The following is a 13043-nucleotide window of genomic DNA, read 5'->3' as shown; positions in this document are numbered from 1 at the left end:
CCCGATGCCCTGCTGGACGTTCTCACTGATCGTGGTGACGGCGCACTATCTCGTTGATCCAGATGGGCGCGAACGGAGACGTACACCCCGGGGATGTCGGGTAGTCCTTGAGCACCTCCAGCCGCTCACCGATGTCGATCGCGCGGGAGCGGTGCTCAGCGTGCTCGATCCCGATCTGAGCCAAGCAGTGATTCATCGCCCACTGGAGGCGTTCCGGGGCGTCCTTCATCTGCGCCTCGATCACGTCGAGTAGTCCCGCGAGGTCAAGGCCCTCGGAATTCTTCGCCACGCGTTCGGTGGTCAGCGCCCAACCGGCACTGGCGACCGCCGGATCCGGATCGGCGAACCAGGCCAGCCGAAGATCTTCGGAGTGCGGGCTCTTCTTCACCACGTAATTCACGAGCCAGTCGTGCACCTTGGGCGTGCGCGCATCGCGCACCATGACGTCCAGATCGTCACGTTCGAACGCCTTCGGCCGGCAGATCAGAATCGCCAGCAGCCTCGCCGCACTGTCCCCCGTCTCCCACAGCCGGCACGCGAGTTCCTGCTGCGTCTTCAACCGCTTCGCGAGCGCGCGCAACTTGCCGAGGTTCACACCGTGATCGTCACCGTGCCTCTCATTCACCTCGCGCGCCTTCGGATCCTCAAGCGCGGCCAGCTCGGCCATCACCTCGGCCATTGTCATCTCGGCCACAGCAACCTCCCGCCCACCACACACGAGCCTCAGCGTACGCCGAGAGCCGTCCCCCGTCAGACCGAGCTGTAGGACCGGGGGAACGAATCCAGGGCGGCCCGCGCCCGCTCCCACACGTGTACGGCTGGTGGGAAGGTGAGGTCATGGAGACTGCCAACCGCACGCTTACGGCAGACGTGATCGCGACACTGGCGTACTGGCCCGCCATCATTATCGGGGTCAAAAGAATCCTCCGGACCCGGTGCATCTCACCGTCCTACTTCATTCACGATCAACTGCTCGGATCCCATGCCAAGATGGGTGACGTGGTCCTCCGCCCGGCGAACGCGCCTGCCGGCTAGCCAGAGCCGCATCCATTCGGAAGAGTTTTCACCAGGCTGATGGATCTGCGCGGAATCTCGTTTGAAGAAATGGGACGGCGGACTAAACGGGCGATGTCCACCATCAACAGGCTCCGCAGCGGACGACTCAATCCGCATCCCGTTCTCCTCAAGGAGATCGCCGTGTCGGCGGCGTGCGTGTGGGGGTGGAACCGAGCAGGGCGGCAACTATGGGCGGTTGGCTCAGCGGACGGAGCCGCTGAGCCGGCTGGTGCCACCGCCTGAGCCCGAGCCCGCGGTGCGGGTAAGGGGCTGGCCGTCGACATATGCGACCGCACTCAGCGAGCCTTCGCCCTCGCGCTTCATGACGAGGCTCCAGGTGTCCTCGCCTTGCTTGGTGAGCTTGATGTCCTTCTGCCAGGGGAGCGTCACCTGCGGCTCGGTCGTTGAACGGCCGTTGATGACGTAAGTCATGGTGACAGTCCCCTCGCCCTCGACTTCGAAGGTGAGCGTGTGCGGCTCGTCATTGGACGAGCATGCGCCCGACAACAGCACGACGGTGGCCGCTACAAGCGGCCACCGGACCAACGTGGTCATCCGCTCGCTCCTAGTAATGATCACTGCGCAAAGCTACAGGATCACCACAGACCGGAACAGACCAACCAACGATCTGCACAAGCGAGGTCGCTACATGGCTGGCGCGACTCGGGCGGATCCGATGCCCCGAGCCGCTGATCGAACATATCCTCGGCTGTTACGCCGACCGCGCCACCAATGAACACCGCGACCAACCCTGACGCCGACTGGTTGTTTCCCGGCGGCCGCTCATCCCCGGCGCCCTCCGCCAGCACTACGCGCCTCGGCGTCCAGGTCACCCAGACCCGCGCCGCCGCGCTCGGCTATCACCACGGCACCGCCGCTACCCCGCTCAGCGCTGACGCGCCCACGCCTCACACACGTCATCCAACAGCCCGGTCAGACTCGCGGCGACCGCGTCCAGCGCCTGGCCCGCCGACTCCACTCGCGAACCAGCAACCGCCCCGCCATGCGTTCCGGCGAGCTCCGCTAACCGTCCGCCATAAGCCAGCACAAGCCGCTGCAACGCCCTCCATGGTCATCACCGGTTCGCTGGAGCAACGGCGCCAAACGGCGATGGCCCATGGGTTCGACGGCCTTACAGAGATCTTCTAGAAGGCTGTCGCAAAGCAGTCGGGTCATCGCCGGGAGCCCGCCTGTGCCGCGTGGGCTGCATTCGTGACGCTGCCGGCTTGCCCGCCGGGGTCAAGGACGTCCTGCGCCGCCTCGGTTCGGCCGGGACCCGCAGGTCGAGCAAGTGATGGACACCGTGCCCCATGCTCAGAGGGGCACCGCGCCCGGCAAGACGTATCGGCACTGGGCCAACTCGCAGGTCTCGCGCCGGGCCGCCGGTGGCCACGGCTCCTTGGAGGACGACCAACTCAATTCATCCCGACCAGGGTCCCGGCGCTCTGCATGATCCCGAGATGTAGCCATATGTGTTCTGTGTACTGCCTCGTGGCCTCGTTGACGGTCCCGTAGTGGTGGAACGCTGATCTTGGACCGTGCGGCTGACTATGGCCCAGTCGTTAGCGGGTGTCGCGGTGGGACTGGCGGCGGGCGCCCTTGGCTCGGGTGGCGGCGTGGCGGCGGTTGAGGGCCGGGTCGGCTGTTGTTGGTCTGCGGCGGGGTGTGGTCTGGGGGGTCATGGGCTCGGGTTCTGGGGTGCCGGGGGCGGGTGGGGGTGTGCGGGACGGGTTGGCGGCGGCGATGCGTTCGGCCTTCAGTTCGGAGGCGCTGCGCCGTGCGGCTCGTGCCAGGTACCAGCTCACCCGGGCCAGGGCGTCCTCGAAGACCTCGGCTTTCTGGGCGTCGCGGGTGTTCTTCGGGCGGGCCTTACCACGGCCGCCGTGTTCGGCGACGCGGTCGCTCGCGGTGCGCCGGTACAGCTTGCTGTACTTGTTGCGGGCGCGGCGGATCCGGGTGTGAAGGTCCACGAGGCCGTCCTCCGTGAGGTAGGAGAGCTCGGCGCTCCCGGTCTCCCGGACGAGAGCCTTCTCGGGCTCGTTCAGCGAGTTCAGCAGCGCCTTCATCAGCCCCCCAGGCGGTCGGTGCGGCCCGTCGAGCGTCGCATGAACCCCCGTAAAAGGTGGGACGAGAACGGGCCAAAAACGGCAATCGGGTCGGTTGACCTCAAGTTGCGTTGAGGTTCTAGCGTGAGCGTCCGATCGTAGGGAGGAGCATCTTCATGACTTTCGGCAACGTGCGTGTGGCCGTGCTCGGGCTCGGGGAGATGGGTTCGGCGCTGGCCGGTGCCTTTCTGGACGGCGGGCATCCGACCACGGTGTGGAACCGCACGCCTGGCAAGGGCGAGGGGTTGGTCGCCAAGGGGGCGAAGCTCGGCTCGACGGTCCGCGAGGCCGTCGGCGAGGCGGACGTCGTCGTGGTCAACGTGAAGGGGGCCTCGGTCGCGGAAGACGTTCTCGGGCAGGCGGGTGACGCGCTGGCCGGGCGTGCGGTCGTCAATCTCACCGACGGGACGTCCGCCGAGGTGAGGAGGGTGGCCGAGCGGGCAGCCGGCGCCGGGTATCTGCACGGGCAGATCATGACCATTGCGCCCGGCATCGGGCATCCGGACGCGACGATCTTCTACGCGGGCGCGGAGGCGGTCTACGAGCGCCACCGGGCCGCGCTGGGGCTGCTGAGCGGGCACGCGCCCCTGGTGTCCGGCGATCCCGGGGTGGCCGTCCTCTACGGCATGGCCGTCCACGGGACGATGTGGGGTCTGCTCAACGGGTTCCTGCATGGGGCGGCGGCGTTGGCCGACGAGGGTGTCCGGTTGGAGGACTTCCTTGAGCGGGCCGATCCCGCGCTTTCGGCGCTCTCGGGGTTCCTGCCGGTGATCGCCGGGGAGGTCGACCGGGGCGAGCACGCGACACCGTACGGGGCGCTCCGGCATCATCTGCCGTCGATCGAGGATCTCGTCCGGGAGAGCAGGGCGCGGGGGATCGATACCGAGTTGCCCGAGTACACGCTTGGTCTCGTCACCAAGGCCGTCGGGCGGGGGTACGGCGACGACAGCTACTCGCGGCTGGTCGAGCATTTCCGGCGTTCTATCTGAATTACGCGGCCCGGGTGTGGGACGAGGTGGTGCGGCGGGCGAAGAAGCCGATCTCCTTGATGGCGGTCAGGCCCTCGCGGGAGAGGTCGGCGAAGATCTGGAAGACGTGCGCCTGGCCTTCCCAGATCTGGAGGGTGCAGGGGACGCCCGCGGCGCCGAGGCGTTCGGCCATCAGCTCGGCGTCGGCGAGGAGGACCTCGATGGAGCCGACGTGGATGAGCGTCGGGGGCAGGCCGGACAGGTCGGCGTGCACCGGGGAGAGCCACGGGTCGGTCAGGTCGGCGTCCGGGAAGCAGGTGCGGACCATGTCCCGCAAGCGCGGCGCCGGGATGAACGGGTCGAGGGCGGCGTTCGCGTGCGCGATCTTGACGTCGATGTCCAGGTCGGTGAACGGGGAGAGCGCGGCGATCCCTGCCGGGCGGGGCAGGCCGGTGCGCAGCGCGTGGATCGGCGCCATGAAGGCGAGGTAGCCGCCCGCGGAGTCGCCGGCGATCACGATGTCGTCCGGCGCGCGGCTGTCGAGGAGCCACCGGTAGGCGCCGACGCAGTCGTCGATGGACGTCTGGATGGTGACGCGGGGCTGCATGCGGTAGGCGACGGAGAGGACGGGCATGCCGGCGGCCTGGGAGATGCGGGCGATCATGCGGCGGTGGGTGCGCAGGCCGCAGGCGACGAAGCCGCCGCCGTGGAAGTAGAGGATCACCCGGCGGGAGTCCGCGGGCACGCCGCGCCCCCGGACCCATTCGGCCGCGCAGCCCGGCCCGTCGACCTTGGTGACCCTGGTGCCGCGCGGCGGCACGAGGAGGGCCGCGGCCAGGTCGAGCAGCGGGGCGAAGCGCAACGTGAACGGGGTCCATGGGAGCCGGGTGACGAGCGGGCGCATGAAGCGGCGCATCAGGCGGGCGGCCAGCCGCGCGCCCCGGCCGCATCCCGGGCGCTCCTCGATCACCGCCGCGACCGCCATGCCCCGTCCCCTCCCGCCGTGCCCGGAGGAGCCTAGCAAGTAAGTGCTTGGGTATCTACGGGTGGAGGGCCTCGTCGGGGGGAGCCGGGGCCGCGCGGGTGAAGCGGACCGTGAGGCCCTCGCGTTCGGGGGCGCAGCAGTAGGGGCCGGCCGCGGCCTCGACGGCGGGCGGGAACGGGGCCAGGCGGATCATCTGCCAGGGGTCGTCGCCGGCGCGGGCGCGGATCGTCACCGCGTCGCCGCTGCGGCTGGCCCGGATCGTCACCTCACGGCCCGTCCACGGGACGGGGAACGAGGACCAGTCGGAGACGCCGCGCGTCACCACCGCGCCCAGCTGGAGGGCGCCGTCGCAGTACTCGGCGCCCGCCTTGATCCAGGTCGTCTCGTCCAGCCGGACGAGGAGGCCCGCCTGGTCGAACTGGTGGTCGTAGTCGGCGAGGAAGGACACCTCGACGGCCGCCTCGGGGCCGAACGGGGACAGCAGGGCGTGGCCGCTGTCGCGGTCGTAGCCGTAGGAGGTCGTCCGCCAGAAGTCGCTGCCCGCGGCGGCGGTGACGAGGAGCGCGGAGCCGTCGTCCCGGACGGACGGGGGCGGGTTGAGCCAGTCGCCGGTGATCACACACCGGAATCTACGGGAGGGGTGGGGCTACCTCCACCCCCGGTGAGGGGCTTTCCCTCCGCGGACCGGGTGGCTGGACCCAATGCCCCGAGAAGTGTCGGACGCGAGGGTTGTGATTGGACGCGGACGACGGGTACGGGGAGGACCGGGATGGCGAGCACTGCGGTGGCGGGACGGGTGATGCGGGGCCGAACGCGGCCCCTGGTCACCGAGGTGGGGCTGCTGGCGGTCCTGTTCGCCTTCTACAAGTGGGGCCGGACGCTGGTCGAGCACGGGCCGGGCCAGGCGATGTCGAACGCGCGCCGGCTGTGGGGTTTCGAGCGGACGTGGCTGCCGAACGAGGTCGACGTCCAGAACTGGGCCCTCGGATGGGACCACACGGCGTTCCTGGCCAATGTCTACTACGTGAGCGTCCATTTCCCGGGGACGGCGCTGCTGCTGGTCTGGCTCTACGTGCGGCATCGCGGAGCCTACGGGAGGGTGCGGAACGAGCTGGTGGTGCTGACGGCGGCCGGGCTCCTGGTGCACATGGTGTTCCCGCTGGCCCCGCCGCGGCTCGCGGGGATCGGGGCCGTGGACACGATGCTGACCGTGGGCCCGTCGGCCTATCCGGCCGCCGCCGACGGGATCGCGAACCAGTACGCCGCGATGCCCTCCCTGCACATCGGGTGGGCGATCCTGGTCGCGGTCGCGGTGCTGCGGGTGTCGCGGAGCCGGTGGCGGTGGGTCGTGGCCCTGCACGCGCCGGTCACGGTGTTCGTGGTGGTCGTGACGGCCAACCACTACTGGACGGACGGGATCGTCGCCGCCGTCCTGCTGGCCGGGGCGATGGCGCTGGTTTCGGCGGCCGGGCGAGTACGGCAGGGTGGGGGCCATGTTGCCGACGCACACGAGCACCGAGGTCCCGGACGTCCCGGTGGCGGTCCTGCCGGTGGGGAGCCACGAGCAGCACGGCCCGTACCTGCCCCTCTCGACCGACACCGTGATCGCCTGCACGATCACCGAGGAGATCGCGAAGGCGTACCCGGTGCGGACGCTCCCGCCCGTGACGATCTCGTGCTCGCATGAGCACGCCGGCTGGCCCGGGACGGTGAGCATCTCGGCGGCGACCCTGCACGCGGTGGTCGGGGACGTCGCCGAGTCGCTGCGCCGGTCGGGCGTCCCGAAGCTGGTCCTGGTCAACGGGCACGGCGGCAACTACGTGCTCGGCAACGTCGTCCAGGAGGCGCACGGCGCCATGGCCCTCTTCCCCGGGATGGACGAGTGGGAGGAGGCGCGGAGGGCGGCCGGCATCGAGACGACGGGCGTCGGCGACATGCACGCCGGGGAGCTGGAGACGTCGATCCTGCTCCACGCCCACCCGGAGCTCGTCCGGGACGGGTACGACACCGCCGACCACCTGGCCGATGACCGGCGGCACCTGCTGACCGCCGGGATGGCGGCCTACACCGGGTCGGGCGTCATCGGGCGGCCGTCACTGGCCCGCGCCGGCAAGGGCCGGGACGCGCTGCGGAGCCTTGTCGAGGCGTTCGGGGACGTGCTCGCGGTGCTTCAGCAGCAGGGTGCCGGCGCCGGGCAGGCACGCGATGAAGCTGAGCACCCCGTACACGACGGACACGGTCAGGCCCTGCGCTGAGCCGAGCCCCGCGGCGCCGAACGCCAGGGCGAGGACGGCCTCGCGCGGCCCCCAGCCGCCGACGTTCACCGGCAGCACCATCACCAGCAGCGCCAGCAGCAGCAGCGGCAGGAGGGTGAGGAGCGGGGCCGTCGAGCCGACCAGGCGGGCGGCGACGACGAACAGGGCCAGATGCCCGGCGAGGGCGGCGACGGACAGGGCCACGACGCTCGGCCAGGCCCCGAGGACGGCGCGCAGGTCGGCGAACGTCGAGGTCAGGGCGCGGTGACGCCACCGGGCCAGGACGAGCACGACGCCGAGGACCACCCCCGCCGGGAGCAGCGCGGGAGCCATCGCCGACAGCAGCGCGGGGTGGGCGAACAGGGCCAGGACGCCCGCGACCACGGCGACGCCCTGCCCGGCGATCCGTTCGAGGAACACGGCCCGCACGCCGCGCGCCACGTCGCCCGAGCGGTGGCCGTGGCTCACGGCGCGGTGCACGTCGCCGAGCACCCCCGCCGGCAGGACCGCGTTGAGGAACTGGGCCTTGTAGTAGTCGGCGACCGCGGCGGACAGGGGCAGGTGCAGGCCGAGGCGCTGGGCGACCAGCCACCAGCGGGCCGCGCTCAGCACCGTGGTCGCCAGGCCGACGGCGAGGGCGATCACCACGGCGCCGGTGTCGATCGCGTGGAGCGCGTCCACGAACGCGTCCGTGCTGTGCCACCACAGGAGCGCGGTGAGGATGCCCAGCCCGATGAGCAGGCGCAGCCAGGGCCAGGACTTCTTCACGGCGTTGAACATCACTGGGGCGGACATCACTGGGGACTCCCGGGGAGGGCGAGCAGGTCGAGGTGGTGCACCTCGGCGGTGAGCCGCCCGGCGGCGCACGCGTCGAGGCGGCGGGCGAGGTAGCCGTCCGCGGGCGGGGCGAGGTCCGGCCGCTGCTCGACGGCTGCGGCGACCCAGCCGCGCAGCCACTCGGCGGTCAGCGCGGCCTGCCCGGGGCCGAGCCGCCACGGGCTCGGCCGCGTCAGGACGGTGGCGCCGCGGCGCCCGAACGCCGCGGTCGCGGCGGTGACGGCGTCCGGGCCGAGGAGCCCGGCGCGGCGCTGGTGGGCGTCGAAGGCGGCGGCGAGTTCGGCGTCGAGCGGCTCGGACGGGGAGAGCCGGACGCGCCCGACGACCGACAGGGTCAGCAGGGCCGGGCAGGCCACCGCCGCGGCGATCGCCTCGATCTCGGCGGCGGTGAGCACGTCGAGCAGCGCGGACGCGGTGACCAGCGACACGCCCACCAGGTCGGACGCGCGGAGCGCGCCGAGCTCTCCGGCGCGGGTCTCGATCGTGGCGGGCGTCCCGTCCGCGGTGACGTAGGCGTTGGCGCGGGCCAGGTCGAGCAGGCCCGGGTCGCGGTCGTGCAGGATCCAGTGCTGCGGGCCGCGCAGCCGTCCGGACAGCCAGCGGCCGAGGGAGCCGGTGCCGCAGCCGAGGTCCCAGATGGTCAGCGGCCCGTCCGGCGGGAGCGCGGCCCGGAGCGGGTCGAGCAGCTCCGAGGCCCGCGCGGCGGCGTCGGCGGTCTCCCGCAGCGCCAGCCACGAGGGCGCGTAGGCGTCCGCCCGCTCCTCGCCGGAGAAGTTCTCGATCTCCGTCAGCGCCTCATTGTGGGGGGACGACCCCCCACGCCCCCCGGCAAAAGCCGCACCGATGCCCTCGCTTCGCTCCGTCATCGTGCCTCCCTGCGCAGGCGGGTCAGGACGGTGGCCAGGCGGCGGGCGGTGTCGTCCCAGCCGGGCAGCATGCCGCGGCGCAGCCGGGCGGCGGCGCGCAGCCGGCCGCGCAGCTCGGGTTCGACGAGCCAGCGGCGCAGCGCCGTGGCCAGCGCGGCGGGGTCGTCGGGCGGGACGAGCATGCCGGGGACGGCGCCGACCGGGTCCCAGCCGACCGTGTCCGGGACGCCGTCCACCGCCGTGGCGACGACGGGGATGCCGCGGGCGAGGGCCTCGGTCACCACCATCCCGAACGTCTCGGCGCGGGAGGCGAGGACGAGCAGGTCGGCGGCGGCGTAGGCGTCGTCCAGCGGCGCGCCGGTCAGCGGCCCGGCCAGCTCGACGCGGTCGTCGAGGCGGTGCCCGCCGATGAGGCGGCGCACGGTCGCGACGTGGCCGGAGTCGCGGCCGAGCGGCCCGGCGCACTGGCAGTGCCAGGGCAGGTGCGCCACGTCGGCGAGCGCCTCGACGAGGACGTCGTGCCCCTTGCGCGGGGTCACCGACGCCACGCACAGCAGGCGGCCGGCCCCGTCGGTGCCCGCGGCGAGGGGCGCCGGGTCGGTGCCCGGCGGGACGGCGTGGACGCGGGACGGTTCGAGGCCGTGGTGGGCGATGAGGTGGTCCTTCGCCCACGGGCTGGTCGCGATGACGGCCCCGGCCGCCTCCAGCACCGAGCGCTCGCCGGCGTTGAGGTCGGCCTGGCCGGGCTCGTCCGCCAGCGGCAGGTGGACGAGGACGGCCAGCCGCAGCCGCCTCGCCTCCGGGACGACGATCCCGGGCACCCCGCACGCCACCAGCCCGTCCAGCAGGACGACGGAGTCGTCGGGGAGCGCCGCGAGCGCCTCCGCGAGCTCGGTCCGGGCGGTCTCGCCGGGGCGCGGCCACGTCCCGGCGACGGCCAGCTCCCGGACGGGGCGGCCCGACTTCACGAGTTCGTCGCACACCCGCCGGTCGTACCGGTTGCCGCCGCTCGGGTTCCCGGCCTCGTCGATGTCGCCGGGGACGACCACGCAGATCTCGCGCGCCCCGGCCCTCCCGGCGGGCTTGGCCGCCGCCTCGTTCACGGTCACAGGTCACGCTCGTAACTGGCCCAGGCGACGTGCGACTCGTGCAGCGTCACCTGGAGGCCGGACAGGCCGCGCGCGTTCTCGCCGAGCTCGCCGGCGTGGATCCGGTCGGCCAGCCGGTCGGCGATGGCCTTGGCGAGGAACTCCGTCGAGGTGTTGACGCCGGCGAAGTCCGGCTCGTCGTCGAGGTTGCGGTAGTTCAGCCCGCCCAGGACCCCGCCCAGCTCGCGGGTGGCGAGCCCGATGTCGACGACGAGGCCGTCCGGGTCCAGCTCCGCCCGGCGGAACGTCGCGTCCACCACGTACGTGGCGCCGTGCAGCCGCTGCGCGGGTCCGAAGACCTCGCCGCGGAAGCTGTGCGCGATCATGACGTGGTCGCGGACGGTGAGTGCGAACAACAACGGCCTCCAGTCAGGGTGTGTCTCAGTAGGTGATTCGGTGGCACAGGGCGGAAAGTTCACCGGTCGCGAGACGCGGCATGACCTGCGGCAGCTCCCCGAACGGGCTCTCCCCCGTGATCAGCGCGTCGAACGCCGGGTCGGCGAGGATCCGCAGCGCCAGCGCGAGCCGGTCGGCGAAGGTCCGGCGGGACCGGCGCGACGGCGGGATCGCGCCGACCTGGCTGGCCCGGACGGTCAGCCGCCGCGAGTGGAAGAACTCGCCGAGCGGGACGCTGACCCGCCGGTCGCCGTACCAGCTCAGCTCGACGACCTCGCCCTCCGGCGCGACCAGCTCCAGCGACCGGGCGAGGCCCGCCTCGGTGGCGCTCGCGTGCACGACCAGGTCGCAGCCGCCGGCGGCCTCCTCGGGCGGGACGAACTCGACGCCGAGCGCGCGGGCGACGCCGGCCCGGGACGGGTCGGTGTCGACGAGCTGGACGCGGCTGCCGGGGAACCCCGCGAGGACCCCGGCGACCGAGCAGCCGACCATCCCGGCGCCGACCACCGCGACGCGGTCGCCGACCAGCGGGGCCGCGTCCCACAGCGCGTTCACCGCGGTCTCCACCGTCCCGGCGAGGATCGCGCGCCCCGGCGGCACCCCGTCCGGGACGACGCTGACCGCGCTCGCCGGGACGACGTACCTGGTCTGGTGCGGGTAGAGGCAGAACACCGTCCGCCCGAGCAGCTCGCGCGGCCCGTCCTCGACGGTGCCGACGTTCAGGTACCCGTACTTGACCGGTCCCGGGAACGCCCCGTCCTGGAACGGCGCCCGCATGATCGCGTGCTGGTTCGGCGGGACGCCGCCGCGGAACACGATCGCCTCGGTGCCGCGGCTGACGCCGGAGAACACGGTCCGGACGAGCACCTCGCCGGGACCCGGCTCCGGCAGGACGAGATCACGGATCTCCCCCTTACCGGGCGACCGGATCCAGAAGGCGCGCGCCTCGCGCTCCATCCGTGCTCCTCCCCCGAGTCCCCCGAATGCCGTGCCCGTCCGGACGGGCCGCACGGTGCCGCCTGACCAGCCACAGCACGTCCCGTCCGAACGACCACACCAGCAGCCCCAGCGCCGCCGCCACCAGCGCGCCGGACAGCGGGACGACCCCGGCCGCCGCGACGACCAGCGCCACGCCCTGCACCACCGCGACGGCCTTGCGCGCGACGCTCGGCGGCAGGTCGGCGCGCAGCCAGGGCGCCGCCCACGCCGCCGCGCCGAACAGGTACCGCATCGCCCCGATCGCCAGCACCCACGCCCCCGCGGACCACGCGACCTCGACGCTGAGCACCAGCACCAGGAAGGCGTCGGTCTCCATGTCGAACCGCGCGCCGAGCTTGGACGCCGTCCCGGTGCGCCGGGCGACCTGCCCGTCCACGCCGTCCAGGACGAGGGCCAGCGACGCGACGGCGACCAGCGCCCAGGTGTTCCCCCCACCGGTGAGATGCCCCGCGACCAGCGCCGCGACACCCCCGGTCAGCACGACCCGGGCGAGCGTCACATGATCGGCCGGTCCGAGCGTCCGGCGCCGCCGGAACGCCATGCCGAGGATCCCCCATGACGCCAGCGCGTACAGGACGCCCACGGCCAGGCCCGCGTAGCCGGGACGAAGCAGCGCCAGCAGCGCGAGCTGGACGGCCACCGCGGCGGCCAGCTCGGGCCCCCGGGTGAGCCGGGGCCGGCGCGGCGGCGGAGCAGCGGGCGGCCGCACCGCGACCGGCCGGGTCAACGTGGCCGGCCGCGTCATCCGCGCACCTCGCTGACCGGCGCGTCGCCGAGCGCGGCGGCGGGGACGTCGATCTGCGGCAGGTCGTGCCCGAGCCGGTCCCGCTTGGCGGTGAGGTAGCGGACGTTGTCGTCGCTGACCGGGACGAGCAGCGGCACGCGGGCCGCGACGGGCACGCCGTACGACTCCAGCGCGCTGAGCTTGACCGGGTTGTTCGACATGAGCCGCACCGACCCGACGCCGAGGTGGTGCAGGATGCGCGCGGCCGGACCGTAGTCGCGGACGTCCACCGGCAGCCCGATCGCCGTGGCGGAGTCGACGGTGTCGAGGCCCTGGTCGTCCTGCAGGATGTGGGTCCGGACCTTCGCCACCAGCCCGATGCCGCGTCCCTCGTGCCCGCGCAGGTAGACCAGGACGCCCGCGCCCTCCCGGACGATCGCGTCCAGGCCGGCGCCGAGCTGGTCGCCGCACTCGCAGCGCGTCGCGCCGAAGATGTCCCCGGTCATGCACTCGGAGTGCATCCGGACGAGCACGTTCTCGCGTCCCCGCACGTCGCCGCGCACGAGCGCCATGTGCTCCTGCCCGTCGACCGGGTCCCGGAACGCGACGGCGCGGAACACGCCCCTCCTGGTCCGGAGGTCCGCCTCCGCGATGTCCTTCTCATCGATGCCCTGGTCCCGCATCGCTCCCCTTCCTCGGCTCCG

Annotated in this window: 14 protein-coding genes and 2 pseudogenes; 4 read left to right on the top strand and 12 right to left on the bottom strand. The window is 72.7% G+C overall.

Going from position 1 to position 13043, the window contains the following annotated elements; all coding sequences use genetic code 11:
- Positions 1–22: 22 nt before the first annotated feature.
- On the bottom strand, positions 23–685 hold the full coding sequence (locus BM339_RS06955; RefSeq protein WP_033333966.1) for a DNA alkylation repair protein: 663 nt from the start codon (positions 683–685) through the stop codon (positions 23–25).
- Between the two features lie 152 nt (positions 686–837).
- Between BM339_RS06955 and BM339_RS48480 the strand changes: the two genes are divergently transcribed.
- A complete protein-coding gene (locus tag BM339_RS48480; RefSeq protein ID WP_143118308.1) occupies positions 838–1035 on the top strand; it encodes a hypothetical protein in 198 nt (65 codons plus the stop codon).
- A 222-nt stretch (positions 1036–1257) separates the two neighbouring features.
- On the opposite strand, the gene BM339_RS06945 is transcribed toward BM339_RS48480, so the two are convergent.
- Entirely contained in the window at positions 1258–1611 is a 354-nt protein-coding gene (locus tag BM339_RS06945; RefSeq protein ID WP_024936503.1) for a hypothetical protein, read from the bottom strand.
- A 1007-nt stretch (positions 1612–2618) separates the two neighbouring features.
- Complete coding sequence (locus BM339_RS06940; RefSeq protein ID WP_021599531.1) at positions 2619–3122, bottom strand: hypothetical protein; 504 nt, start codon at positions 3120–3122, stop codon at positions 2619–2621.
- Between the two features lie 155 nt (positions 3123–3277).
- Here BM339_RS06940 and BM339_RS06935 point away from each other — a divergent pair, with 155 nt between their 5' ends.
- Positions 3278–4150 (top strand): NAD(P)-dependent oxidoreductase, encoded by an 873-nt coding sequence (locus tag BM339_RS06935; RefSeq protein ID WP_075020277.1) that lies wholly within the window; start codon positions 3278–3280, stop codon positions 4148–4150.
- A 1-nt stretch (position 4151) separates the two neighbouring features.
- Here BM339_RS06935 and BM339_RS06930 read toward each other — a convergent pair whose 3' ends face one another.
- Both BM339_RS06930 and BM339_RS06925 read right to left on the bottom strand, forming a co-directional pair.
- Positions 4152–5114: an alpha/beta hydrolase gene (locus BM339_RS06930; RefSeq protein WP_075020276.1), complete on the bottom strand. Its 963-nt coding sequence runs from the start codon at positions 5112–5114 to the stop codon at positions 4152–4154.
- Positions 5115–5169: 55 nt separating this feature from the next.
- Positions 5170–5733 carry a DUF1349 domain-containing protein gene (locus BM339_RS06925; RefSeq protein ID WP_021599534.1) on the bottom strand — a complete coding sequence of 188 codons (564 nt, stop codon included), beginning with the start codon at positions 5731–5733 and terminating at the stop codon, positions 5170–5172.
- A 150-nt stretch (positions 5734–5883) separates the two neighbouring features.
- On the opposite strand from BM339_RS06925, the pseudogene BM339_RS51165 reads away from it, so the two are divergent.
- Together BM339_RS51165 and BM339_RS06915 are read left to right on the top strand one after the other, a co-directional pair.
- Positions 5884–6555: pseudogene (locus BM339_RS51165) on the top strand (phosphatase PAP2 family protein); the annotation flags it as partial.
- Between the two features lie 52 nt (positions 6556–6607).
- Entirely contained in the window at positions 6608–7369 is a 762-nt protein-coding gene (locus tag BM339_RS06915; protein WP_075020275.1) for a creatininase family protein, read from the top strand.
- Positions 7370–7372: 3 nt separating this feature from the next.
- On the opposite strand, the pseudogene BM339_RS06910 reads toward BM339_RS06915, so the two are convergent.
- The 7 genes and pseudogenes from BM339_RS06910 to BM339_RS06880 all read right to left on the bottom strand — a co-directional run.
- Positions 7373–8149, bottom strand: a pseudogene (locus BM339_RS06910) (lysylphosphatidylglycerol synthase domain-containing protein); the annotation flags it as partial.
- 14 nt (positions 8150–8163) lie between these two features.
- The gene (locus tag BM339_RS06905; RefSeq protein WP_244938403.1) at positions 8164–9072 is read right to left on the bottom strand and encodes a class I SAM-dependent methyltransferase; all 909 of its coding nucleotides are present in this window, start codon (positions 9070–9072) and stop codon (positions 8164–8166) included.
- Positions 9069–10181 carry a glycosyltransferase family 4 protein gene (locus BM339_RS06900; RefSeq protein ID WP_337959899.1) on the bottom strand — a complete coding sequence of 371 codons (1113 nt, stop codon included), beginning with the start codon at positions 10179–10181 and terminating at the stop codon, positions 9069–9071. The genes BM339_RS06905 and BM339_RS06900 overlap by 4 nt, the downstream gene beginning before the upstream one ends.
- Positions 10178–10576, bottom strand: coding sequence for a 6-pyruvoyl trahydropterin synthase family protein (locus BM339_RS06895; RefSeq protein WP_021597780.1), 399 nt, complete (start codon positions 10574–10576; stop codon positions 10178–10180). Before BM339_RS06895 ends, BM339_RS06900 begins: the two co-directional genes overlap by 4 nt.
- 25 nt (positions 10577–10601) lie before the next feature.
- A complete protein-coding gene (locus BM339_RS06890; protein ID WP_021597781.1) occupies positions 10602–11573 on the bottom strand; it encodes a zinc-dependent alcohol dehydrogenase in 972 nt (323 codons plus the stop codon).
- On the bottom strand, positions 11530–12360 hold the full coding sequence (locus BM339_RS06885) for a CDP-alcohol phosphatidyltransferase family protein (protein WP_075020273.1): 831 nt from the start codon (positions 12358–12360) through the stop codon (positions 11530–11532). Before BM339_RS06885 ends, BM339_RS06890 begins: the two co-directional genes overlap by 44 nt.
- On the bottom strand, positions 12357–13022 hold the full coding sequence (locus BM339_RS06880; protein WP_021597783.1) for a GTP cyclohydrolase II: 666 nt from the start codon (positions 13020–13022) through the stop codon (positions 12357–12359). Before BM339_RS06880 ends, BM339_RS06885 begins: the two co-directional genes overlap by 4 nt.
- Positions 13023–13043 lie beyond the last annotated feature (21 nt).

The organism is Actinomadura madurae, from assembly GCF_900115095.1.
GTDB classification, from domain to species: domain Bacteria; phylum Actinomycetota; class Actinomycetes; order Streptosporangiales; family Streptosporangiaceae; genus Spirillospora; species Spirillospora madurae.
This window is presented reverse-complemented; position numbering and strand designations above follow the sequence as displayed.